Annotated in this window: 16 protein-coding genes, 16 tRNA genes, 1 rRNA gene and 1 pseudogene (1 of these 34 only partly in view); 4 read left to right on the top strand and 30 right to left on the bottom strand. The window is 51.4% G+C overall.

The window, feature by feature from the left end; genetic code table 11:
• From sufB to MKX64_RS13920, 13 genes and pseudogenes are all read right to left on the bottom strand, one after another.
• Positions 1–1367, bottom strand: a pseudogene (gene sufB, locus MKX64_RS13980) (Fe-S cluster assembly protein SufB); the annotation flags it as partial.
• A 21-nt stretch (positions 1368–1388) separates the two neighbouring features.
• On the bottom strand, positions 1389–2729 hold the full coding sequence (sufD, locus tag MKX64_RS13975; protein WP_213410536.1) for a Fe-S cluster assembly protein SufD: 1341 nt from the start codon (positions 2727–2729) through the stop codon (positions 1389–1391).
• Between the two features lie 26 nt (positions 2730–2755).
• On the bottom strand, positions 2756–3535 hold the full coding sequence (gene sufC, locus MKX64_RS13970) for a Fe-S cluster assembly ATPase SufC (protein WP_095398211.1): 780 nt from the start codon (positions 3533–3535) through the stop codon (positions 2756–2758).
• A 38-nt stretch (positions 3536–3573) separates the two neighbouring features.
• Positions 3574–5319 (bottom strand): ABC transporter ATP-binding protein, encoded by a 1746-nt coding sequence (locus MKX64_RS13965; RefSeq protein ID WP_095398212.1) that lies wholly within the window; start codon positions 5317–5319, stop codon positions 3574–3576.
• The gene (locus MKX64_RS13960) at positions 5320–7128 is read right to left on the bottom strand and encodes an ABC transporter ATP-binding protein (protein WP_230875686.1); all 1809 of its coding nucleotides are present in this window, start codon (positions 7126–7128) and stop codon (positions 5320–5322) included. It lies immediately after the preceding gene.
• A gap of 157 nt (positions 7129–7285) precedes the next feature.
• Positions 7286–9022 (bottom strand): ABC transporter ATP-binding protein, encoded by a 1737-nt coding sequence (locus tag MKX64_RS13955; RefSeq protein WP_073304302.1) that lies wholly within the window; start codon positions 9020–9022, stop codon positions 7286–7288.
• Between the two features lie 5 nt (positions 9023–9027).
• Positions 9028–10857 carry an ABC transporter ATP-binding protein gene (locus MKX64_RS13950; protein ID WP_230875685.1) on the bottom strand — a complete coding sequence of 610 codons (1830 nt, stop codon included), beginning with the start codon at positions 10855–10857 and terminating at the stop codon, positions 9028–9030.
• Positions 10858–10944: 87 nt separating this feature from the next.
• On the bottom strand, positions 10945–12558 hold the full coding sequence (gene nikA / locus MKX64_RS13945; protein ID WP_155618007.1) for a nickel ABC transporter substrate-binding protein: 1614 nt from the start codon (positions 12556–12558) through the stop codon (positions 10945–10947).
• Between the two features lie 29 nt (positions 12559–12587).
• Positions 12588–13403, bottom strand: coding sequence for an ABC transporter ATP-binding protein (locus tag MKX64_RS13940; RefSeq protein WP_155618006.1), 816 nt, complete (start codon positions 13401–13403; stop codon positions 12588–12590).
• Positions 13400–14191 carry an ABC transporter ATP-binding protein gene (locus MKX64_RS13935; protein ID WP_341036181.1) on the bottom strand — a complete coding sequence of 264 codons (792 nt, stop codon included), beginning with the start codon at positions 14189–14191 and terminating at the stop codon, positions 13400–13402. The genes MKX64_RS13940 and MKX64_RS13935 overlap by 4 nt, the downstream gene beginning before the upstream one ends.
• Positions 14188–15012 (bottom strand): ABC transporter permease, encoded by an 825-nt coding sequence (locus tag MKX64_RS13930; RefSeq protein WP_341036179.1) that lies wholly within the window; start codon positions 15010–15012, stop codon positions 14188–14190. Before MKX64_RS13930 ends, MKX64_RS13935 begins: the two co-directional genes overlap by 4 nt.
• Complete coding sequence (locus MKX64_RS13925; RefSeq protein ID WP_155618005.1) at positions 15009–15950, bottom strand: ABC transporter permease; 942 nt, start codon at positions 15948–15950, stop codon at positions 15009–15011. The genes MKX64_RS13930 and MKX64_RS13925 overlap by 4 nt, the downstream gene beginning before the upstream one ends.
• A gap of 125 nt (positions 15951–16075) precedes the next feature.
• Positions 16076–16546 carry a MarR family winged helix-turn-helix transcriptional regulator gene (locus MKX64_RS13920; RefSeq protein ID WP_095398217.1) on the bottom strand — a complete coding sequence of 157 codons (471 nt, stop codon included), beginning with the start codon at positions 16544–16546 and terminating at the stop codon, positions 16076–16078.
• Between the two features lie 306 nt (positions 16547–16852).
• Between MKX64_RS13920 and MKX64_RS13915 the strand changes: the two genes are divergently transcribed.
• The 4 genes from MKX64_RS13915 (at position 16853) to MKX64_RS13900 (ending at position 19542) form a co-directional block, all read left to right on the top strand.
• Positions 16853–17269 (top strand): sigma-70 family RNA polymerase sigma factor, encoded by a 417-nt coding sequence (locus MKX64_RS13915; RefSeq protein WP_341036174.1) that lies wholly within the window; start codon positions 16853–16855, stop codon positions 17267–17269.
• A 40-nt stretch (positions 17270–17309) separates the two neighbouring features.
• The gene (locus tag MKX64_RS13910) at positions 17310–17549 is read left to right on the top strand and encodes a helix-turn-helix domain-containing protein (protein ID WP_095398219.1); all 240 of its coding nucleotides are present in this window, start codon (positions 17310–17312) and stop codon (positions 17547–17549) included.
• A gap of 448 nt (positions 17550–17997) precedes the next feature.
• Positions 17998–18270, top strand: coding sequence for a helix-turn-helix domain-containing protein (locus MKX64_RS13905; protein ID WP_095398220.1), 273 nt, complete (start codon positions 17998–18000; stop codon positions 18268–18270).
• A 75-nt stretch (positions 18271–18345) separates the two neighbouring features.
• Positions 18346–19542: a site-specific integrase gene (locus MKX64_RS13900; protein WP_341036170.1), complete on the top strand. Its 1197-nt coding sequence runs from the start codon at positions 18346–18348 to the stop codon at positions 19540–19542.
• Between the two features lie 47 nt (positions 19543–19589).
• Here the strand turns inward: MKX64_RS13900 and MKX64_RS13895 are convergent.
• The 17 genes from MKX64_RS13895 to MKX64_RS13815 form a co-directional block, all read right to left on the bottom strand.
• Positions 19590–19673: transfer RNA gene (locus MKX64_RS13895), tRNA-Leu, on the bottom strand.
• Positions 19674–19906: 233 nt separating this feature from the next.
• A tRNA-Arg gene (locus MKX64_RS13890) sits at positions 19907–19983 on the bottom strand.
• A gap of 10 nt (positions 19984–19993) precedes the next feature.
• A tRNA-Cys gene (locus MKX64_RS13885) sits at positions 19994–20067 on the bottom strand.
• A gap of 10 nt (positions 20068–20077) precedes the next feature.
• Positions 20078–20152: transfer RNA gene (locus tag MKX64_RS13880), tRNA-Gly, on the bottom strand.
• Between the two features lie 14 nt (positions 20153–20166).
• Positions 20167–20241 (bottom strand) — tRNA-Gln (locus tag MKX64_RS13875).
• A 20-nt stretch (positions 20242–20261) separates the two neighbouring features.
• Positions 20262–20337, bottom strand: a tRNA-His gene (locus MKX64_RS13870).
• Positions 20338–20358: 21 nt separating this feature from the next.
• Positions 20359–20432 (bottom strand) — tRNA-Trp (locus MKX64_RS13865).
• 5 nt (positions 20433–20437) lie between these two features.
• Positions 20438–20523 (bottom strand) — tRNA-Tyr (locus MKX64_RS13860).
• A gap of 5 nt (positions 20524–20528) precedes the next feature.
• Positions 20529–20604: transfer RNA gene (locus tag MKX64_RS13855), tRNA-Thr, on the bottom strand.
• A gap of 20 nt (positions 20605–20624) precedes the next feature.
• Positions 20625–20700, bottom strand: a tRNA-Phe gene (locus MKX64_RS13850).
• A 64-nt stretch (positions 20701–20764) separates the two neighbouring features.
• Positions 20765–20841 (bottom strand) — tRNA-Asp (locus MKX64_RS13845).
• A 30-nt stretch (positions 20842–20871) separates the two neighbouring features.
• Positions 20872–20948, bottom strand: a tRNA-Met gene (locus MKX64_RS13840).
• Between the two features lie 43 nt (positions 20949–20991).
• A tRNA-Val gene (locus MKX64_RS13835) sits at positions 20992–21067 on the bottom strand.
• A gap of 68 nt (positions 21068–21135) precedes the next feature.
• Positions 21136–21210, bottom strand: a tRNA-Glu gene (locus MKX64_RS13830).
• Between the two features lie 13 nt (positions 21211–21223).
• Positions 21224–21315: transfer RNA gene (locus tag MKX64_RS13825), tRNA-Ser, on the bottom strand.
• Between the two features lie 5 nt (positions 21316–21320).
• Positions 21321–21396, bottom strand: a tRNA-Asn gene (locus MKX64_RS13820).
• Positions 21397–21533: 137 nt separating this feature from the next.
• Positions 21534–23311: ribosomal RNA gene (locus MKX64_RS13815) — 23S ribosomal RNA — on the bottom strand (it continues 1271 nt past the right edge of the window).

Below are 23311 nucleotides of genomic sequence, written 5' to 3'. Positions count from 1 at the left end.
GATAAGCCTGTTCATTTCCACTGCGTATTCCATCGGAAGCTCCTTCGTGAACGGTTCGATGAATCCCATGACAATCATTTGCGTTGCTTCAGCTTCGCTTAAGCCCCGACTCATCAGGTAGAACAGCTGATCTTCTGAAACCTTGGAGACGGTGGCTTCGTGCTCAAGCGTAACATTATCATTCATGATCTCATTGTACGGTATCGTGTCCGATGTGGACTCGTTGTCAAGGATCAGCGTGTCACATTGGATGTTTGCTTTGGAACCAACGGCTTGTCTGCCGAACGAAGCCAATCCTCGGTAGGTCACTTTGCCTCCATGTTTGCTAATCGATTTGGAAACAATTGTGGAAGTTGTGTCCGGTGCCAAATGAATCATCTTCGCACCCGCATCCTGATGCTGATTTTTGCCTGCAACTGCAATAGAAAGAACCATTCCCTTGGCGCCACGTCCCTTCAGAACAACAGACGGGTATTTCATCGTAAGCTTGGAGCCGATGTTGCCATCCACCCACTCCATGGTTGCATTATCTTCAGCCATTGCCCGCTTTGTAACCAAATTATAAATATTGGGCGCCCAGTTTTGAATCGTTGTGTACCGAACCCGGGCATTCTTCTTGCAAACAATCTCGACGACCGCGCTATGCAAAGAATTCGTACTGTATACCGGCGCTGTACAGCCCTCCACATAATGCACAAAGCTGTCTTCATCCGCAATGATCAACGTGCGTTCAAACTGACCCATATTTTCTGAATTGATGCGAAAATACGCCTGCAGCGGAACTTCACATTTCACTCCTTTGGGCACATAAATGAAGCTGCCTCCCGACCAAACAGCACTGTTAAGAGCAGCAAATTTATTGTCGCTTGCAGGGACAACTCGACCAAAATACGCTTTGAATATCTCAGGGTGCTCACGCAATGCGGTATCCGTATCAGTAAAAATAACGCCCTGTTTCTCCAAATCTTCCTTCATGCTGTGATAAACAACCTCGGACTCATACTGCGCTGATACGCCCGCCAAAATTTTTGTTCCGCCTCCGGAATGCCCAACTTATCGAAGGTCTCTTTAATTTCGGAAGGTACCTCTTCCCACGTTTTCCCCTGTTTTCCCGAGGGACGAACGTAATATTGAATGTCGTCAAAATCCAGATCGTCCAGCTTGCCTCCCCAATTGGGGAGGGGCATTTCTTTGAATTGCTCCAGTGAATTCAGCCGGAATTGGAGCATCCAATCCGGTTCGTTCTTGATTTTGGAAATGGTGCGCACGATTTCCGCCGTAAGCCCCTTCCCGGATTGAAATACGGCCTTATGCTCGTCGCGGAATCCGTACTTGTACGCTTCGATCTCCGGCATTGTCTTGGTCATCGTTGTCATCCTCCTTCGTTATCATCGCAGCTGTCCCTCGGACGATTGCGTTCCAGATTGAAGCTTCGTCTCGAGCAACCGCTTCAACCGCTCTCTGACGCTCTGGGCCGGTATCCCGGACACAATCGGCGCGAGAAAGCCCTGGACTACGAGACGTTCCGCTTCCTCCCTCTGAATGCCGCGTGACATCAAGTAATAGATCTGCTCCGGACTAACCTTGCCTACGCTCGCAGCATGACCCGCCGTTACGTCGTCCTCGTCAATCAGCAGAATCGGGTTGGCGTCGCCGCGCGCTTTCGGACTGAGCATCAGTACCTTCTCCGTCTGCTCTCCGTTCGCCTTCGACGCCCCCTTCTCAATCTTCGTAACGCCATTTATAATTGCCGTGCCCCGCTCCTTCATGACCGCCCGCGTCACCATCTGGCTGTCGGTGCGCTTGCCGAAGTGAACCGCTTGTGTCGTCAGACTCAACTGCTGCGATCCCGCTCCGATACTGATCACCTTCGCATCGGACGTTGATCCGCTGCCGTGGAGACTTGATCGTGTGTCGGAGAATACATTGCCGTCGCTCAGGTCGCCGATGATCCACTCGATTCGGCCACCCTGTTCCACAATCGCCCGACGCAACGTCAAATCGACGACATTGTCGGCCAAATGATGAATGGATGCGAACTGCACCCGAGCCCCGGGTTTCACAATAACCTCCACAATCGATTGATGGATAGCTGGCGGCAGTCCGTCGCCTGGCTCAGACACGACATGATCGATGTAGGAGATCCTGCTATGGGAGTCGGCCACGATCAAGATGTGTGGCGCGAATGCAGCCTCCGCATCGTCACTGAACAGCAGTGCCTGAATCGGCAGCTCAAGTTCCACATGCTTCGGCACGTAGACGAAGATTCCGCCGTTCCACCACGCTGCGTGCAGTGCCGTCAGCTTGTTCTCCTCCCAATTGACGGCGCTGAACAGATGCGTCTTGAGCACTTCCGTATGCTCGCGCGCCGCAGTCTCCAGATCGGTGAGGATGACTCCTTTGCTCTTCAACTCCACGGAAAGCCGCTTCAGCACCACGCTGGAATTGCGCTGCACGATCAAACCGGACGCACTATCCTCCGGCGCCAGGCCCCGAATCGAACCGGGAAGCTCCTCGCTGTCGCACATCTCGTCAGCCGGCAGATAGCGACCGCGCGCATCCAGCGCCCAGCGGTCGAGCCGTATTTTGTCCGGCTTCGGCCACTCCAGTCCTTCCGCAGCCTGCGCCGCATTTCCGCGCAGCCGCGTCAACCATTCGGGCTCGCCCTTGGATCTCGAGAGCGCCTCTGCCGCAGCGCTCTGAACAGATTTCGATACCGGTTTGTTCATCATATTCCGTCGCTCCTCTTCCATGCTCACAGCCGACCGACCGTTTCATCGACGATCCCGAGCTCTTCTTTGATCCATTCATATCCTTCATTCTCCAGACGCAACGCCAGTTCAGCTCCGCCCGACTTGACGATGCGGCCCTGCATCATCACATGCACATAATCGGGCGTAATATAGTCGAGCAGACGCTGATAATGCGTGATGATCAGAAAACCGCGGTCCTCGGCGCACATCGCGTTGATGCCTGCCGCTACAACCTTCAGGGCGTCAATGTCGAGCCCCGAATCAACCTCGTCGAGAATGGCGATCTTCGGTTCCAACAGCTTCATTTGCAATATTTCATTGCGCTTCTTCTCCCCGCCGGAGAATCCTTCATTCAAGTAGCGGTGAGCAAACTCCGTGTTCATCTCCAGCTCTTTCATTGTGCCTTCCATCTGACGGATGAACTTGATCAATGACATTTCATTGCCCTCGCCACGACGTGCGTTAATGGCGCTTCGCAAAAAGTCGGCATTGGTTACGCCTGCAATCTCGCTCGGATACTGCATCGCGAGGAACAATCCGGCTCGGCTGCGTTCATCCACTTCCATTTCCAACAGATCCTCACCATTAAGCAAAGCCTCGCCCTCGATCACCTCATAGTTCGGATGGCCCATCAATGCGGAAGCAAGCGTGCTTTTGCCGGTGCCGTTCGGGCCCATTATGGCGTGAATCTCCCCGCCCTTGATTGCCAGATCGACACCCTTCAAAATTTCTTTTCCGTTAATAGCGGTCTTCAGACCGCGAACTTCAAATTGTGTAGTCATGGTTCGATAGCTCCTTCTCAATAATAATGTAGAACGCGTTAGGAACTTTCCCGTTCGGCAATATGCCAGCTGCGGGCCCGCTCGTACTGACCATATAGCTTGGCAAACATTCCGTCTGCGACACGAAGCTCCGCCGGAGATCCCATCTCTGCAATCCGTCCTGCCTCAAGCGCGATGACTTGATCCGCCGCCGCAAGCGTAGCCGGTCTGTGGGCAATGACGATGACCGTTCTGCGGCGGTCGCGCGCGAGCCGCGCAATCGCTTCGCTTACGGCCCGCTCGTTCTCCGGATCAAGCGCGGACGCCGCTTCATCGATCAGTACGATGCGCGCTTGCTTAAGGAAGGCGCGCGCAATCGATACACGCTGCCGTTCTCCGCCGGACAGCCGCGATCCCCCTTCCCCGACACGGGTATTCCACCCATCGGGCAGCCGTTCGATGACTTCGTCCAAACGGGCAGCGCGTGCGGCTTCGTTAAGCTGCTCAAGCGAAGCGTCCGGGCGCGCAAGCCGAAGGTTCTCTTCAATGGAGGAATCGAACAGATATACCTCTTGGAACACGATGGCGATATCGTTCAACAACACACCGGGATCAAGCTGCCGAACATCCACGCCGCCGACCCGCACGCATCCGGCATCGGCATCGAAGAACCGGGCAATGAGCCGTGTGACGGTCGTCTTGCCTGAGCCAGATGGTCCGACCAGCGCTGTCGTACTGCCTGCCGGACAGCGGAATGTAACGTCGTTCAGCACTGGCGTATCCCCGTAGGAGAACGTCACGCCTTCGAACTCGATCCCCGCATGCTCCAGTGCGGTCGCTGCATTCGGCAAATGCGGTAGAGTAGGCGTATCCAGTATGGACTGAACGCGGACAGCCGCATTTTCCATGGCGCGCAGCGCGCCGATCAGCTCGATCAAATTGCCGAGCGGCTCCAAAAATCGGACCGCAAGCACCAGCAGTACGATCGTATCCGTGAGTGCAAGCGAACCGGACAGAAGCAAGTATACGGAGAAGGCCAGGATTGCGATAAAGCCACCGAGCACAATAGCCGTATACGACAGATCCGGCAGCATGACACGTCTTAGCCCTCGACGGTACGAGGCCCGATGTTCATCCAGCGCTTCCCGCATGCGCATGCCCCCCGACTGCCCCTGTCCCGCCGCCCGCAGCACCGTCTGGGCTTGACCAAGCTCAATCGCGCGGCCGGCGATTTCCGCGGCCGCTTCTTCGAGCTCGATATCCGCCTCCGATGCAATACGTCCGGAATGCCGAAGCGTCAGCAGCGCAACCGGAATAATCGCCAGAAATACGAGCGCCACTCTCCATTCCAGCGCCACTGCGACTCCGATGATTGTAAGCGGGACAAGCATGGAGACAATGGCCGGCGCCCCGATGACGACAGCCAAATGCCCGATATTGCCGGCGTCCGCCGTCACGGCGCGCGCCAGCCGCGCCTTGTTGGCGGCGGTGAACCAGCCTAGCGGCAACGTGGCGACATGGCGCATCACATGATGGCGAAGCGCCGCCGCCAGCTCCATGCTGGCGGCAAAGCCGATCGGCGTCGCGATGACCGTGAGCACCCAATACAGAAGAAGCCCGACGGAACCCGCAATGAGCCAAGGAGCGGCCGCCTGGAAATCCGGTTCGGCTTGCAGCAGCGCCCGCAATATCGGCACCAACAACCCGAGCAGCAGTCCTTGCAGGATGGCCAAAACAGCCTGCAGCGCTCCTATGCGCAGCAATATGCTGCGATCCGGCCATAAGTTGTACAGTTTGCGAATCATTTACGACTCTCCCTTCTGCTGCGCGTTCCACATCCGCGCGTATAATCCGTCCTTGGCTAACAGCTCCTCGTGCTTGCCCCGCTCAACCAGTCGACCGCCGTTCAGCACGAGAATCTGATCCGCGCTCTTAATGGTATGAAGCCGATGCGCAATGACAATGACGGTCTTGCCCGTCGCGAGCTTTGCCAGCGCCTCCTGAACGGCCGTCTCCCCATCGGGATCGAGCGAAGCGGTCGCTTCGTCCAACACGACGATCGGCGCCCCGGACAGGATCGCGCGCGCGATCGTGAGCCGCTGTTTCTCTCCGCCGGACAAGCCGCCGTCTCCGCTGCCCAACACCGTATCGTATCCCTGAGGCAGACGCTCGATCACATGATGAATATGGGCAGCCCGCGCAGCCTCGCGCACTTCTTCGTCGCTGGCATCCTGACGGCCGATGCGGATATTCTCGGTCACGGTATCGCGCAGCAGGATGACATCCTGGAACACGAGCGACATCGACGACAGCAGCGTCTCCGATGTCATATCGCGCACGTCGACGCCTCCGATTGTAATCGACCCGCCCGTCACATCGTAAAATCGCGGCAGCAGACTGGCCAGCGTCGACTTGCCCGCCCCCGAAGGACCGACGAGCGCCGTAACGGTGCCCGGCTCGCACACCGCGCTGATCGACGACAGCGTCTCGGTTGACCCGTCATACGAGAAAGACACGTCGTTCAATTCAACGCGATAGGATGCCGGTTGCTTGGGATGCGCTGGCTCCGGCAAGGCCGGTTGCTGCAGGAGCTCCTCAATATTGCTGGCGGCAACGCGGCCTTTTCGTATCCCTTGCCCGCCCTGAATGGCGGGCATGATCGATGTCGGCAGGCCAACGGCAATGACGAGAAACGGCAGCAGATCGGCCATCGCGAGCTGGTCTGCGCTCACAAGCGCAAGTCCGGCAATCATGACGACGCCGAGCACCGTCATCTCGGAAGAAAGCAACCGCGATGCCGCAGAGCTGTACGTCGTTTCCTTCACCCAGTCGAGCATGGCGTTCGTATGCTCCTTCACGGCGGAGCCGAATCGTTCATTCATGCGTCCGCCTGTACCGAACGCCTTCACAACCGCAATGCCGTCCGCATATTCTACGCTCGCCGCGCTGATTCGCCCTTCTGCGGCCAGCAGACGGGACATATGGGTCGTAGCCGAACGCATGGCGATCCGATAGCTTATAACCATGAGGAGCAATACAGCCATGGAGATCAATGCCATACGCCAATCCACCAGCAGCAAATACGCAAATCCTGTAATCATGGCCGCGCCTGCCCCGACCAGCTCGCCAAGCGCGTGCGCAATCAGTTGATGCATCTCCTCCAGGTCGTTGGTCATCCGTTTTTTTATGGCGCCCGAGCCGCTGGCGCGGAACCAGCCAAGCGGCAATACGCCCAGCTTGCTTACGATGCGTACTCTCACGTCATGCAGCAGCGCCGCGTCCGCATAATGCCCAAGCCGCGACGAAGCGAAAATGAACAGCAGGCGGACCCCTGCTCCAATCGCACCGATCGCGACCCACATCCATACGGCGCTTCCGCTAGTCTCCCCCGCACCGAGCATCATGCGTGCAATTTCTGCAACCGCGATATAAGGAGCGAACCCGGCAGCCGCGCCGATTGCCGACAGAATTGCACACCAGGCAAGGTGCAGATGAACGGGCCGCAACAACCGCCACAGTGCGTCGGATTTTGCAAGTTGCCCGTTCTCGCCCCCAGTAGATGAATGAAGCATGTCATTCATTGAATGATGACCATGCACATGATCGTTACCCATCAGTTCCCCCTATCCGTGTTGATATACCAACACCTATTTATGAGTAAAAGAATATAGCTGCTATACACTTTATATCTAAAAAGCCTATTCCCCATACTTCCCGGAAAAGTTAAGTGATTTCCGCTGTCACGTTCCGCAGTGCCTTCCCTGCTCCATCTCAAGCCCGCTTAATATGCCAGCTTCGGGCTCTCTCGTATTGGTTATACAACCGGGCATATATTCCGCCGGATTTGCGAAGCGCTTCAGGGCTCCCTACTTCGGCAACCTCTCCCCTGTCGAGAGCGACGACGCGATCAGCCGCAGCCAGCGTCGATGGACGGTGGGCAATCACGATTACGGTTCGCTCGGGATCGCGAGCCAGTCCCGCAATCGCCTCGCCAATGGCGCGCTCATTCTCCGGGTCGAGCGCCGATGCCGCTTCGTCGATCAGTACGATGCGCGCCTTCTTGAGGAATGCGCGCGCGATCGATACCCGCTGCCGTTCTCCGCCGGACAGCTGCGCCCCCGCTTCGCCTACCCGCGTCTTCCAGCCGTGGGGCAGACGCGCAACCACTTCATCCAGCCGAGCGGCGCGGGCCGCTTCGGCCAGTTCATCTTCGGTTGCATCCGGCCGGGCCAGCCGAAGATTCTCTTCAATTGTGGCGTCGAAGAGATAGACTTCCTGAAATACAATCGCGATGTCGTTCATCAGAACGTTATGGTCAATATCGCGGACGTCCGTCCCGCCGACACTGACGCTGCCGGCATCGGCATCGAAGAATCGGGCGATCAGCCGCGTCACCGTCGTCTTGCCTGAGCCGGACGGACCAACCAATGCCGTCGTGCTGCCGTGAGGACATTCGAACGTCACATTCGTCAGTACAGGCTTGTCGCTATACGAGAAAGTCACGTCGTTGAACGCAATATCGGTCCGTTCCAGCCGGCGCACCGGCCGAGGATTGTGCGGCAGCGACGGCGTATGCAACACAGCCTCGACACGCCTTGCAAGATAGTCCATCGCGCCAAGACCCGAAGCGTGATCGATCATCCCGCCGAGCGGCTCAAGAAAGCGTACCGCCAGCACGAGCAAGGCAATCGTATCCGCCATGGAGATTGTTCCGGCAAGCAGCAGCTGCACACCGAGTACGACTGCCGCAATAAAACCGATCATGACTACGCCGCTGTATGACAAATCAGGAAACAGCATGCGCTTCAATCCACGGCGATACCGCAAGCGATGGTCGGCAAGAGCGTCCCGCATGCGAACACTGCCGGTCGTGCCGTGTCCCGCTGCCCGCAATACCGGCTGGGCCTGACCGAACTCTATCGCTCGACCGGCCACTTCGTTCGCCGCTATTTCCATATCAGCGGATACCTCATCAACGGTTCGCCTGGAGCGGCGCAGCGCGAATAACGATACGGGTATCGTGACGAGCAGCACCAAGGCGAGCCGCCAATCCACCATAAAGGTGACACCAACAATCGTAGCAGGCACCAGCACGCCGGTAATCGCAGGAGCTCCTACCGTCACGGTCAATTGCGACAGGACACCGGTCACATTCGTGACCGTACGGACGAATTCTCCCTTACGGGCAGCGGTAAACCAGCCAAGCGGCAGCGTCGTCACATGACTCATCAGATGATGTCTGAGTTGAACCGCAAGCTTCATGCTCGCGGCGAACCCAATAGGTGTAGCCAGCACAGTCAGCACCACATAGACCACAAGTCCCGCCGCCCCAGCAATCAGCCAAGGGGCGGCTGCCTCGAAATCGGGGCTCGGCTGCAGCAGCGCACGCAGAATCGGGATCAGCAGTCCGAGCAGCAGCCCCTGCAGCACTGCAAGAATGGCGCTCAGCAGCCACATGCGAACCAGCAGCTTCGGATCCGGCCAAAGACGATATAACTGAACAATCATACGAATCAAGCGGATTCCCCCCTCTTCTGCGCTTCCCACATCCGAGCGTACAACCCGCCTTCGGCAAGCAGTTCTTCGTGCTTGCCGCGCTCGGCAAGACGCCCTCCATCCAGAACGAGAATCTGGTCTGCGCTTTTAATGGTATGAAGACGATGCGCGATGACAATGACCGTCTTGCCAGCTGTGAGCTCGGCCAATGCGTCTTGCACCGCCGCCTCGCTGTCGGGATCGAGCGAGGCCGTCGCTTCGTCCAGTACGACGATGCCGGCGCCCGAGAGAATCGCGCGCGCGATCGTCAGACGTTGACGCTCTCCGCCCGACAATCCTCCCCCGCCAGATTCAAGCATTGTGTCGTACCCGTTCGGAAGACGTTCGATTACCTCATGAATCTGGGCAGCCTTGGCCGCCTCATAAATGGCTTCATCCGTAGCTTCCGGGCGTCCGATGCGGATATTTTCCTTCACGGTATCCCGCAGCAGCATAACTTCCTGAAATACTAGCGACATGGAAGAAAGCAGCGTCTTGGAACCGATCTCGCGCACATCCGCGCCGCCGATACGGATTGCGCCTCCCGTTACATCGTAGAAGCGCGGCAGCAGGCTGGCGAGCGTCGATTTGCCCGCGCCGGACGGACCGACCAGTGCGGTGACGGTACCGGGCTTGCACTCCGCCTCGATCTCGCTTACCACCTGAGTAAGTCCATCATAAGAAAAGGATACCTTCTCATGTGCGATGCGATTGTCCCGAGGTTGACGAGGCTCCGAGGGCTCGGGCAGCGGTTCGCGGGACAACAGGCTGCCGATGTGGCCGGCTGCCATACGCGCCATACGAACGCCTTGCGAGCCATGGATCAGCGGACCGAAAGCTGTCGGCAGCCCCACGCCTACAACGAGGAAAGGGAGCAGATCGGCAACCGCAAGCCAGCCTGCGCTCACGAATGCCAGTCCCGCGGACAATACTACGCCAAGCAGGACCATCTCCGAGCCCAATACCCGGTTCATGGCGGAACTGTTCCGATGTCCTGCTACCCAAGCTCGATAAGCCTCGGTGTGTTCATTCATCGCTTCGTCGAAACGGGCCAATATTCGGCCCTTTGTACCTCCAAACGTCTTTACGACGTTAATTCCGTCAACATACTCCACGCTTGCGGAACTGATCCGTCCCTCTGCGGTTAACAATCGGGACATGTGCGCGGGAAGCGATCGCATCGCCATCTTATACGTAATTGCGGCCAGCACCGGGACTGCGAGCGTAATGAGCGCCATCCGCCAATCCACAAGCATCAGGTAAGTGAAGCCGACAGCAAGCGAAACGGCTGCGCCGACAACCGCTCCCAACGCATGGGCGAACAGTTCATGCATCGCTTCCAAATCATCGGTCATCGCCTTCTTCACCTGTCCGGAACCGGCGGCTCGGAACCAGCCGAGAGGCAGAACGCCAAGCCGCTTCACAATTTGACCTCGGAGATGATGCAGCATTTCTGCGTCGGCGTTGTGGCCGACATGCGTGGACAACCCGAGCATAATGAGTCGCAACGCAGCGCCTGCGGCGCCGATGCCGACCCAGATCCACACTGTACTGGCAGCCTCTGCGGCATTGGCGGCTACGAACAAGGCTCTGGCGATCTCCACAATGGCCAAGTACGGCGCAAAGCCGGCTACCGCGCTCGCCCCGGTGAGGAACGCGCACGTGATCAAGTGAATCTGGATCGGGCGCAACATGCGAAACGTATCGCTTATCGGCAGCATACGCGGAGCTTCCTCCCCGGCCAAGTTGCCGCTGCGATTGTCATCTGTCGAACGATTTTTCTTTGGGTTATTATATTGTCCTCCCAATCAGCACACCTCCCAAAAGTATATAGCTGCTATACACTTTGACCGAACAAAAGCTCTCCTCACCCTTACAGACGAGGGAAAGCTTTTTTATTTTAGCTGAATAGCAGCGACGTCAATATCAGCCGGTTGTCCGTTAAACGAGTAATGCGCTATTCTTTGACTATTGTACAGGGCCAGTTCTTTGGTATAGGAAAGAGGAATAAGAATGGCCTGGTCGTTGATTTCGTTTAAAACCAAATCATAAATCTCCTGAATCTGCTCTTCATCTGTGCTGACATTAAGCGCATCTATGATCTCGTTGCCGTTCTCTACGAGCGCCAGCGCCTGGGCCGCAGGATAACCATGTCTGTAATCGGGCTTCATATTTGTCATCGATGTGTGGGGATCCCAGGCAGAGCCGTAAGTTTCATAAAAAGCGAGGTCAAAATCGGCCTTTGCGAACTCAGCGTGAAAAGTCATTTTTTCCATCCCCTTTGGCTTGATGTCCATACCGAGTTCATTCCATTGCGCCGAAATCGCCAAAAGTAAATCATCGATCATGGCATCTCCCTTAATATACAGAATCTCGCCTGCCAAGCGCTTGCCGTCTTTTTCCCTGACGCCGTCGCCATCCGTATCCACCCAGCCAGCGTCTTCTAAAATCAACTTGGCTTGATCCATGTCGTATGCATGGGGAACAAGTTCCACGTTGCTGTAAGGCATTGCAGGATCGAAAATACTGTCGGCCTTCGTTTCAATTCCCATAAATATGCTTTGTACAACTCCCTCTTTGTCGATTGCGCGGCTGGCTGCCAGTCGTACATTCCGATCATCGAAAGGCGCTTTGGACACATTAAATGCAAGATACCGCGTGTTGCTGGCTATCCCTTCTGAAATCTGCGCTCCGTAGCCCGATTTTTTCATTTCATTAAAACGATCATAGGACATATGCCGTGTTCCTACGAGAATGTCTACTTCCCCATTGCGCAAAGCCAGCAGCTTGGTATCGTTATCCGGAATCACCTTCACATGAAAGCGTTCGACCTCGGGCTCCTCGCCCCAATAATGCGGATTTTTAACAAAGGTGTACGTCGTCCCGTCCGTTTCCCCCTCATACATGTAAGGACCCGTTCCGAACGTGCCCGTTCTGAGGACATCTCCCGGAGAGCCGTCCGCATTGAATGCATCGGGCGATACCATCGCCATTGGGTTCATCAGTGTAAAATCCTTTAGCGCTCCATAGTAAGGGGCTGTAAGATGCACTTCAACCGTATGAGTGTCGATGACAACAATCTGGTCCAGGAGTGTAGACACCGTTCCCAGACCTCCATTCATTGGTCCGAGATTCGCCGGGATTACCTCCAGATTTCGTTTGACCGCTTCCGCATTAAAAGGTGAGCCGTCGGAAAACTTCACTTGTTCTCTTAAATGAAATGTATAGATCAAGCCGTCCTCCGATATCTCCCAGGACTCTGCCAGACCAGGAATGATTTCTCCATCCTTATAACGGACAAGCGTTTCATAAAAATTGACCATGTAAAACTGTGGACCGTAATTGGCATTTACCGTTAGCGTTTCAATCGGGTAAAAACCTCCGGCAAAATCCCAGCTTTCCGTTAATGTAATCTCACCCTCCGTTTGTTCGGTATTTGTCTGTAAGCAAGCAGTTAAAACAAATAGCAATAACGCTATTACAACGAGAGCATCAATCATTTTTCTCATGGGAATCGTCTCCTCTTAGCCTACTGCTGTTAAAGGGTCGCAGCCATCCGATGTTGTTGGTTCCGGTATTCCGGAGACTTCGGAGGAAGCGACTCAATCATCTTCCTCGAATACTCATGTTTAAAATCATCATAAGAACCAGCATGTTCAACCCGTTCAACGATAGATCCATCTTTCATCACAATGATGTGATCCGCCATATAGATCGCTACATCGATATCATGGGTAATAAACAGGAATGCGCCTATTCCGTCATTTTTTAGCTGAAGAATCAAGTCGAGAATTTGCTTTCGGACCGTCACATCCAGCCCGCTAACGGATTCATCAAAAACAATAAACTTTGGGGATACGCTCATTGCACGCGCAATGCATACCCGTTTCAATTGGCCGCCGCTCAACTCATGCGGAAGGCGATTAAGCTGATCAACGGTCAAGCAAACTTTGTCGGCCAGTTCCAGAATCTTCTGGCGCTCGCTTTGTTTGTCCATCTTCTTCAAACACCGGATCGGCTCGGCGATTGAATCAAATACCGGAAGTCTGGGATCGAGTGAGCTCTGTGCATTTTGCAACACCATCTGAAGATCAGCCCTTTTCATCCGAAATTCGCCTGGACGCAGCATAGCGATATTATTCCCCTCCAGACATACCTCTCCGTTTGTCGGTCGCTCGATCCCCAGCATCAGACGGGCCAAGGTGCTTTTTCCGCTGCCACTTTCGCCTACAAGGGCGTAACTGGTTTGATGATCCAACGAAAGCGATAATGGCTTCACGGCATCGACAGTCCGTTTATTTCCTCGCTTATCCTTTACTTGATATTGCTTGGATACCTGCTTCAGTTCAATCACAGCCCTGCTCCTTTCATTAACCTGGCTCCCAGCAGTTCTTTGGTGTACACTTCCCGAGGCGATGCGAAGAGTTCGAAAACAGTCCCGCGTTCAATGATCTCCCCGCTTTTCATAACCACCATATCATCCGCAAGCTTCGCGGCCACGCCCAAGTCATGAGTAATCAATAGAAGCGCAATCCCCCTTTTCTTCAATTGATCGAGTTCCTCAAGTACAATGCTTTGGTTTTTCACGTCCAGAGCGGTAGTAGGCTCATCCGCTATAAGGATTTCCGGCTTGTGAATCAAGGCTACTGCGATCATGATTCTTTGCAGCATTCCTCCACTTAATGTGTAAGAAAAACTGTTCATTAATTGTTCGCAGCGCGGCAAATTCATTTGCTCCAGTGCTTGAATACCAATCTCATACGCTTCTTTTTTGCCGATTTTTCGATGAGCTCTTATCGACTCTATGATTTGCACACCGATTTTGATTGTCGGATTGAAAGCGGTCATCGGATGTTGAATAATCATCGCTATTTTGCTTCCGCATAACGAACGCATTTCTTTTTCTTTAAGGGTTAGCAGCCCCACCTCCCTATACCGGATGCTCCCGGAAACTTCGAATTTCTTCCTATTTAATAACCGCATAAGCGCCTTGCAGGTCATCGTCTTTCCGCTTCCACTTTCCCCTACAAGAGCTAGTGCCTTTCCTTGGCGAAGCGTAAAATCTACATGCTTGACAATCAGACGGCTCGGCTGCTCCTTAAGTCCAACACAAAGATTTTTCACTTCCAACAAACCATTCATTCGCTCACCTCCTCCGGAGAAATGATGTCTCTAAGCGCTTCTCCGAATAAATTGAAGCCCGCTGCCGTTAACAGAATACAAAGGCCAGGGTAAAGGACAAATGTCGGATGAGAATAAAAACTCGCCCTGGCTTCGTTCAACATCGCTCCCCATTCTGGCGTGCCTGATTCAAAGCCTAATCCTAAAAATGAAAACCCGGATATCATGATGATCATGGAAGCCATTCCCGTGCTCAGGTACACCAGGAATTGGGGAAACAGATTAGGAATGATGTGTCGAAATATAATTCTTCTGTGATTGCACCCGGCTATAATGCATGCAAGAATGTAGTCCTTGCTCTTTTCCAGACACGCATAGCTCCACACCACTTTGGCATACCAAGCCCACAGCGAGAACATCACGGCCACAACGATGCTGGGTATTCCTTGTCCCAACGCCCCGACAAGAGACAGTACGATGACCAGCGATGGAAAAGCCATAAATAGATCACAGATGATCAGTAAAGCCCGTTCCAAACGCCCGCCTAAATAAGCGGCTGACGTTCCCAGTATTAATCCAATGCCCCCTAGCGCCATCAGTGTCGGTACGGCAATGCCCAGCGAGTAGCTCGCCCCAAGGAGCAGCCTCGATAACACACAACGTCCCAGTTGATCCGTACCGAGTGGGTATTGCGCGTTTGCGGATAAGAATCGGTTCACGATATCAATTTTGTGCGGGTCATTGGGTACAATCAGCGGAGCAGTTGCAGCAACCAGGCTTACCAATGCGATCATTACAAGTCCTGTCAGCGCCTGCTTGTTGTTAACAATTTTTATAATCATAAAGCTCCTTCCCCCTTATCCATCATCCGGGGGTTTAGCCGCCAATTGACGATATCCGCAAGCACTCTGCCAAAAACAAAAATAAGGGCGATGACCAATACACAACCATTGATCGTCGGTAAGTCCCGAGCCATAATCGCGTCAATCAGATACATACCGACGCCCTTCAAGGAAAAAATGCTTTCCACGATGGCACTTCCCGCAATCATGTGACCCATGTATTGACCAAACAACATAATGAGCGGCGGCAGAGAATTCCTTGTCACGTGAACCCATACAATCCTTCCGTTGCTCAGTCCCCTTGCTTTCGCATAAGCAACATAATCCTTATTCAGATTGGAAAGCAGCGTCGCGCGAAATAAGCGAATGGATATCGAAGCAACCGGAACAGCTAGAACGAGAGAAGGAAGAATAAGACTCATAAGATTGCCGTAGTCCACAACCTTCACAATTGGAAAGGTTACAGCGAACAAAAGAAGTACCAAGAATCCCAGCCAGAAGTTGGGCAGTGAAGCACCCAATATCGTTGCTATTCTAACAACGTGGTCAAACCAACTATTTTTTCGCAAGGCAGTGATAAGGGCAACAGGAATGGTAAAGACCACCACCCACAATAGGGACATGCCAACAAGTTGCATGGTTATAGGCAGCTTCTGGCCAATATCTGATGCGACTGTATTTTTTGTCTGTAAAGAAACCCCTAAATCCCCACGCAAACTGCTGCCTAACCATTGTATATATTGCTGGTATAACGGCCGATCCAGCCCCATTTCCGTACGAATTTGAACAATTTGTTCTTCCGTCGGATGCAAAAATACATTTCGTGCATAAGCTTCAGCGGGATCAACAATTGAAATATTGGCCATTAGAAACGAAAGTGCCGTCACCCCCAAAAGAGTAATGATCAGGCCTATGCACCTTTTTAAGAAACCCACCATGAAATCTGTTCCCTTTCCTATGAAGAAGATAATCATTCTCAATTACAAATATTTTTTAATTCCATCATGTTTGATGGAATCTGACTTTAAAGTATTAAGTTGCTATAGGCGTTGCTTAAAAAAAATTATTTTTTCGTCACATCCTGTAGTTTATGTTCTATTCGGCTAAAAAACTGTTTTAAGAAACGAACTTGTTCTACACTTCCCTCGTCGAGTGCCGAACAAAATAATTCATCAAACTCCTCGTGAAACTTCAAATGATTAAGATGCGTAATTTCTCCATCTGGAGTTAGCTTCAATAAAAAACGCGATTGATTACGTGCATCACGTTCTTTTTTGATAAGCCCTTTCTTTTCAAGTTTCATTAATATTTGCGAAACAGCTCCGATCGTCACACCAAGCAAATCCGCCAAACCCGACACATGAATCCCTTCATGGTCATGGATCGCGGATACGATATGAATTTCTGCATAATAAATCTGCTTTCCATCCTTCGTTTTTAAGAGATGCGTCGTTTTCTCATAATCCATATACGCGTAAACGGCACCCAGAAATGCATCACTTAGTTCTTGCTTTTTCCATTCACCTGCATTCATCTCCGTCACCACCTTATAAACAAATAGCAATCTAATTTAAAGCGCAGTGAATTAAGCGCTAAAAGCCTTTAGCTGCTAAAATGTTATAATAAAAAATTTTCTTGAATCGATACTGATTATCTTGTTCTTATCAAGACGTTGCAAACTTTATGGACCTTTCATCAAACAAGTATATAGCACCTATATACCTTGTGTCAAGCAATACGCTTTTTCATTGATCATGTTTTTTTATGCTTTCCAAAATTCAACAAAAAGTTGCTTTTTCCGTTGCATCCTCCCAATTACATAGTGAAAGGGGGTGAAATTATGAACAGGGATCTCAAAAATCGTAAAGCTATTGAAAAAGGATTCAGCAGCTATGCAAGTACTACTTTACGCCATGCAAGTCGCGACTTTTTCAAAAAATTATGTATGGAAAATGATCGTTTCAGGCCATTTGATGAAGCTGACTTCCAGATCAATGTTGCCTTTAAATTCTGTGAAAGTCCTTTCATCATTCTCGAACAAAACATTGCACTTCTACAGGCAATGAATGATCTTGAGTCGTCAGAAAGAGAACTTCTTCATCTAAAGTATTTTCAAGACAAAACCGACGAGGATATAGCCCGTGTCTTTGGTGTCACCAGACAAGCTATTACCAAGTCAAAAAAAAATTGTTGTTCAAACTTAAAAAGCATTACCAATCTTCCATTACTTAAAATAAATAATCGAAGTCCTCCTTAGTTAATGTAATTCACAAAAACAACTAAGGAGGGATTATATAATGCGCGATGTCATGGAGTTAATCCAGTTGGCTCAAAAAGGCGACCACGAAGCGGAAATCGAATTGATTAATCGTTACGAACCGCTTATCAATAAATATGCTCGATACAATGGCATCATTAACGAAGACTGCAAACAACAGATGGTTCTTGAGTTTATTATGGCAATTAGGCGCTTTGATCTTTCTCGTTACAACTATAAAAAAGAAGAAGGTTTTAAAAAGCAACCATCAATCGACTAACTTATTTCAACTCAATGGTTGCCTTTCAATTCAAAAATCATCAATTAATAAGTGAGCAGATAATACTTCTTCTCCTTAGCATCGCTGATCTACTCAAATCGACTCACCCTGTACCATGACAATTACATATTCCTGTTACGAGTACGTTCTTCCTGTGGCTGTTAAAAATACAATAGCGACACAGCGAAAGCGCCATGACAGTTTATTTTCGTTATAAACTTGAGCGATCAACTTTTGGCTGGAATCATCTTGTGGTGAGGTGAATCGCGATGATCTACAGGAAGAGATAATGATACTTCTGCCTGGCCAGCGTCACTGCATTGGGGGCAGCCCGCTCGGATGAGGGGGAGCTTTGTAAATGAAGTTATGTGTGGGCTAACCACCTGCAACTTGAAACAGGTTTTTTTCGTATACATAATCTTCTTTTCTATGAAAGGAGACATGTGACATGCATGACCAGTCTGACGTTCCATCTGAGTCAGCACTCATTTTTTATTCGCACATGTTTCAAGATTATCCGGACGTAGTCAATGTCGTTCAGATGTGTGAAATGCTCGGTGGAATCAGCATTAAAACTGGATACAAGCTCTTACAAGCTAATAAAATCAATCACTTCAAAATAGGCAGAGCGTATAAAATCCCCAAAGCCACCATTATTGCTTATCTCCACAGCATAATGACTCATCAACCGACTCCTCACTGCGACGCTTTAGTGCATTGAATCATTAATTTTACTATGGTATATTTAAAGTGTCAATGGTGGGATCGGTGCTGCTAACCAAGGAGGAAATGAATCATGGTTGCAGGCCACCTACAAGAAAAAAAAGGTCTTTTCTATATCGTCTTAAATTATAAAAATGAGGAGGGGAAGCGGAAAAGTAAATGGATTGCTACGGGCTTGCCCGTCAAAGGAAACAAGAAAAGAGCGGAGTCCATGCTAATGGATGCTCGCAAAAATTTTGAATTAGTGACAAATGAAGAAGAAAAAGAGCAGGAAAAGCAAAACAACGAAGAAAACTCAGATGTTGACCAGACCCTTTTTGCGGATTACATGCTGGATTGGCTGGAAACGGTGAAGCATAGGATCGAGCTCATCACGTATATCTCGTATGCAAATGCAGTGAAGGGACGCATCGTTCCATACTTTCGAGAAAAAAGCATTACTCTCCTGGAATTGAAACCTCATCACATTCAGGATTTTTACAGTCATGCCTTAAATGAATGGGGAGTTAGTGCCAACACGGTCATTCATTATCATGCCAATATACGTTCGGCACTTCAGCAGGCGTTCATTACAGATCGAATTCCTTCTAACCCTGCCGACAAAATCATTCGTCCGAAGAAAGAAGCGTTTGTGGGCAGTTCATACAGCGCTTCAGAAGTTAATCAACTTTTAGAAATTGTAAAGGGCACCAAGATTGAACTGGCTGTAATCCTGGGAGCTTTTTATGGACTTAGACGAAGTGAGGTGGTAGGTCTAAAATGGTCTGCCATTGATCTGGACAATAAAACCATCACGATCAAGCATACCGTCACTTCTGGTTCCCTGGATGGGAAGCTGATCACGATTGAGAAGGATCGAACAAAGAACAAGGCAAGTCTTCGAACGCTACCCCTTGTAGATGCTTTCTATGACCTTTTGGTGCAAATGAAGGAGCAACAGGAAATCAACCAACAACTCTTCAAGGGTTCTTACTGCAAGGATTACATCGGTTATATTTATGTGGATGCAATGGGAGAGCGAATCAAGCCTAATTATATCACCCAACATTTTGCTCTTGTGCTAAAAAAGAATGGCATGCGTCACATCCGTTTTCATGATCTTCGCCATAGCTGCGCCACTTTGCTTTTGAGCAATGGCGTCAGCATGAAAGAAGTGCAAGAGTGGTTAGGCCATAGTGATTATTCCACTACAGCAAATATTTATTCGCACTTGGAGTACAGCTCCAAAGTATCTTCAGCCAATACAATGAATGAAGTAATCAAAATATAAAAAAAGCCCATTAGTATTATATCCTAATGAACTGTTAGTTATTAATGTGGTACCGGTGAGAGGACTCGAACCTCCACGGGTCTCCCCAAACGATTTTGAGTCGTTCGCGTCTGCCATTCCGCCACACCGGCACATTATAAAGTCTCCATCGCCCCTTTGGTAAAAGGAGAGAACTACAGGAGAGAACTTTTGAAACATCTTTTGAAGGATCCAGTAATACCAAGGCTTCAGCGGTTAAATCTTTGACTTACGCTCACGATTTTGAGTCGAGCGCGTCTGCCATTCCGCCACACCGGCATATTAAAAATATATGCAATTTACTTGCTTAGCCTATATCATGTGGGAAGCCCACCTGATGGAAAAGTGGCGTGCCCTAAGAGATTCGAACTCCTGACCTTTTGATTCGTAGTCAAACGCTCTATCCAGCTGAGCTAAGGGCACGTATTTGAGATGGAGGCGCCACCCAGATTCGAACTGGGGATAAAGCTTTTGCAGAGCTGTGCCTTACCACTTGGCTATGGCGCCAAAATAGAAATGGAGCGGACGACGGGAATCGAACCCGCGACCCTCGCCTTGGCAAGGCGATGCTCTACCGCTGAGCCACGTCCGCAAGTAAAAAATCAATGGCTGGGGATATAGGATTCGAACCTATGCATGACGGAGTCAAAGTCCGTTGCCTTACCGCTTGGCTAATCCCCATTATGATTTTTTAAGAAATATGGGGCGATCGATGGGACTTGAACCCACGAATGCCGGAGCCACAATCCGGTGCGTTAACCCCTTCGCCACGACCGCCATATTTAAAGATGTTTCGATTGGCAGGGGCAGCAGGAATTGAACCCACACTAACGGTTTTGGAGACCGCTGTTCTACCTTTAAACTATGCCCCTATAACTGGTGGAGGATGATGGATTCGAACCACCGAACTCGTACGAGAACAGATTTACAGTCTGCTGCGTTTGGCCACTTCGCTAATCCTCCATAAGTGGTGCCGGCGAGAGGACTTGAACCCCCAACCTACTGATTACAAGTCAGTTGCTCTACCAATTGAGCTACACCGGCATATACAATTGTAACTTACATGGTGGCTCGGGACGGAATCGAACCGCCGACACGAGGATTTTCAGTCCTCTGCTCTACCGACTGAGCTACCGAGCCTTAAGCTCTTCGAGCTTGACGACATCCGTTCCGGATATACATCTCAACCCTACTAAGAAAAGAATGGCGGAACTGACGGGATTCGAACCCGCGATCTCCTGCGTGACAGGCAGGCATGTTAGGCCTCTACACCACAGTTCCACGAGGCACTATCGCTTATGCGATATTAATTGGTTGCGGGGGCAGGATTTGAACCTGCGACCTTCGGGTTATGAGCCCGACGAGCTACCGAACTGCTCCACCCCGCGTCATTAAAAAGGGTTGCTTCTTCACATTTCGTAAGTCGTATAATGGTGGAGGCTGAGGGGATCGAACCCCCGACCCTCTGCTTGTAAGGCAGATGCTCTCCCAGCTGAGCTAAGCCTCCAGGACAACAACGACTATTATCATATCAAAAAAGCTGGTTATAAATCAAGTCTTTTCTAATAAGAAATATGGTGACCCGTAGGGGATTCGAACCCCTGTTACCTCCGTGAAAGGGAGGTGTCTTAACCCCTTGACCAACGGGCCATATTTAAAATACTGGCGGAGAGAGAGGGATTCGAACCCTCGAGACGCTTGTGACGCCTACACGATTTCCAATCGTGCTCCTTCGGCCAACTCGGACACCTCTCCATAAATGGCTCCCCGAACAGGACTCGAACCTGTGACAACTCGATTAACAGTCGAGTGCTCTACCAACTGAGCTATCAGGGAACAATATTCAATTCAGATGTTTTGATCACCTGAAAACTAGATACGAAACGATTTGCGTTATATTATCCGTAGCATACCCCAATGTTGTATCGGGGTTAGCATATGCTTCCGTAGCGAGCTTTACTTCGTAAAGCTTGTAGGATAAGCCCTCGACCGATTAGTATTGGTCAGCTCCATGCATTGCTGCACTTCCACCTCCAACCTATCTACCTCGTCGTCTTCAAGGGGTCTTACGAATTGGGAAATCTCATCTTGAGGGGGGCTTCACGCTTAGATGCTTTCAGCGCTTATCCCTTCCGTACGTAGCTACCCAGCCGTGCTCCTGGCGGAACAACTGGTGCACCAGCGGTACGTCCATCCCGGTCCTCTCGTACTAAGGACAGCTCCTCTCAAATTTCCTACGCCCACGACAGATAGGGACCGAACTGTCTCACGACGTTCTGAACCCAGCTCGCGTACCGCTTTAATGGGCGAACAGCCCAACCCTTGGGACCTACTTCAGCCCCAGGATGCGATGAGCCGACATCGAGGTGCCAAACCTCCCCGTCGATGTGGACTCTTGGGGGAGATAAGCCTGTTATCCCCAGGGTAGCTTTTATCCGTTGAGCGATGGCCCTTCCATGCGGTACCACCGGATCACTAAGCCCGACTTTCGTCCCTGCTCGACTTGTTGGTCTCGCAGTCAAGCTCCCTTATGCCTTTGCACTCTTCGAATGATTTCCAACCATTCTGAGGGAACCTTGGGGCGCCTCCGTTACTCTTTAGGAGGCGACCGCCCCAGTCAAACTGCCCACCTGACACGGTCCCTGTACCCGATAAGGGCACCAGGTTAGAACCTAGATACGATCAGGGTGGTATCCCAACGGCGCCTCCACCCAAGCTGGCGCTCAGGTTTCCTAGGCTCCCACCTATCCTGTACAGATCGTACCCAAATTCAATATCAAGCTGCAGTAAAGCTCCATGGGGTCTTTCCGTCTTGTCGCGGGTAACCTGCATCTTCACAGGTATTAAAATTTCACCGGATCTCTCGTTGAGACAGCGCCCAAGTCGTTACGCCATTCGTGCGGGTCAGAATTTACCTGACAAGGAATTTCGCTACCTTAGGACCGTTATAGTTACGGCCGCCGTTTACTGGGGCTTCGGTTCACAGCTTCGGATTGCTCCTAACCGCTCCCCTTAACCTTCCAGCACCGGGCAGGCGTCAGCCCGTATACTTCGCCTTACGGCTTCGCACAGACCTGTGTTTTTGCTAAACAGTCGCTTGGGCCTTTTCACTGCGGCCCCCTCGGGCTATTCACCCTACCGAGGCACCCCTTCTCCCGAAGTTACGGGGTCATTTTGCCGAGTTCCTTAACGAGAGTTCTTCCGCGCGCCTTAGAATTCTCTTCTCGCCTACCTGTGTCGGTTTGCGGTACGGGCACCTTCACCTGACTAGAGGCTTTTCTTGGCAGTGTGAGATCATGACCTTCGCTACTGTAATTTTCACTCCCCATCACAGCCCAGCCTTAACGATGTGCGGATTTGCCTACACATCAGCCTCACTGCTTGGACGGACATCCATCAGTCCGCGTCACTACCCTCCTGCGTCCCCCCATCGTTCATAACGGTTTATGGTGGTACAGGAATTTCAACCTGTTGTCCTTCGACTACGCCTTTCGGCCTCGCCTTAGGTCCCGACTTACCCTGAGCGGACGAGCCTTCCTCAGGAAACCTTGGGCTTTCGGCGGATCAGATTCTCACTGATCTTTTCGTTACTCATACCGGCATTCTCACTTGTATACGCTCCAGCGCTCCTTACGGTACACCTTCGACGCCTATACAACGCTCCCCTACCCCTGAATCGACTTCACTCCGCCTTCGAAGTGATGTGTTTATCCCCGAGAAGCATTTGGTCATCCTTGATTTCATCGCAAGT

This window comes from Paenibacillus sp. FSL M8-0334 (assembly GCF_038000405.1).
Lineage (GTDB): Bacteria > Bacillota > Bacilli > Paenibacillales > Paenibacillaceae > Paenibacillus_AQ > Paenibacillus_AQ campinasensis.
This window is presented reverse-complemented; position numbering and strand designations above follow the sequence as displayed.

What these genes read in the sequence shown, in the direction of transcription:
- MKX64_RS13900 (WP_341036170.1), top strand. Translation starts at nt 18,346, where the DNA reads ATGGTTGCAGGCCACCTACAAGAAAAAAAAGGTCTTTTCTATATCGTC.
- MKX64_RS13925 (WP_155618005.1), bottom strand. Translation starts at nt 15,950, where the DNA reads ATGGTGGGTTTCTTAAAAAGGTGCATAGGCCTGATCATTACTCTTTTG.
- MKX64_RS13960 (WP_230875686.1), bottom strand. Translation starts at nt 7,128, where the DNA reads ATGGGTAACGATCATGTGCATGGTCATCATTCAATGAATGACATGCTT.
- sufD (WP_213410536.1), bottom strand. Translation starts at nt 2,729, where the DNA reads ATGAACAAACCGGTATCGAAATCTGTTCAGAGCGCTGCGGCAGAGGCG.
- MKX64_RS13905 (WP_095398220.1), top strand. Translation starts at nt 17,998, where the DNA reads ATGCATGACCAGTCTGACGTTCCATCTGAGTCAGCACTCATTTTTTAT.
- MKX64_RS13915 (WP_341036174.1), top strand. Translation starts at nt 16,853, where the DNA reads ATGAACAGGGATCTCAAAAATCGTAAAGCTATTGAAAAAGGATTCAGC.
- MKX64_RS13935 (WP_341036181.1), bottom strand. Translation starts at nt 14,191, where the DNA reads ATGAATGGTTTGTTGGAAGTGAAAAATCTTTGTGTTGGACTTAAGGAG.
- MKX64_RS13910 (WP_095398219.1), top strand. Translation starts at nt 17,310, where the DNA reads ATGCGCGATGTCATGGAGTTAATCCAGTTGGCTCAAAAAGGCGACCAC.
- MKX64_RS13930 (WP_341036179.1), bottom strand. Translation starts at nt 15,012, where the DNA reads ATGATTATAAAAATTGTTAACAACAAGCAGGCGCTGACAGGACTTGTA.
- nikA (WP_155618007.1), bottom strand. Translation starts at nt 12,558, where the DNA reads ATGAGAAAAATGATTGATGCTCTCGTTGTAATAGCGTTATTGCTATTT.
- MKX64_RS13955 (WP_073304302.1), bottom strand. Translation starts at nt 9,022, where the DNA reads ATGATTGTTCAGTTATATCGTCTTTGGCCGGATCCGAAGCTGCTGGTT.
- MKX64_RS13965 (WP_095398212.1), bottom strand. Translation starts at nt 5,319, where the DNA reads ATGATTCGCAAACTGTACAACTTATGGCCGGATCGCAGCATATTGCTG.
- sufC (WP_095398211.1), bottom strand. Translation starts at nt 3,535, where the DNA reads ATGACTACACAATTTGAAGTTCGCGGTCTGAAGACCGCTATTAACGGA.
- MKX64_RS13920 (WP_095398217.1), bottom strand. Translation starts at nt 16,546, where the DNA reads ATGAATGCAGGTGAATGGAAAAAGCAAGAACTAAGTGATGCATTTCTG.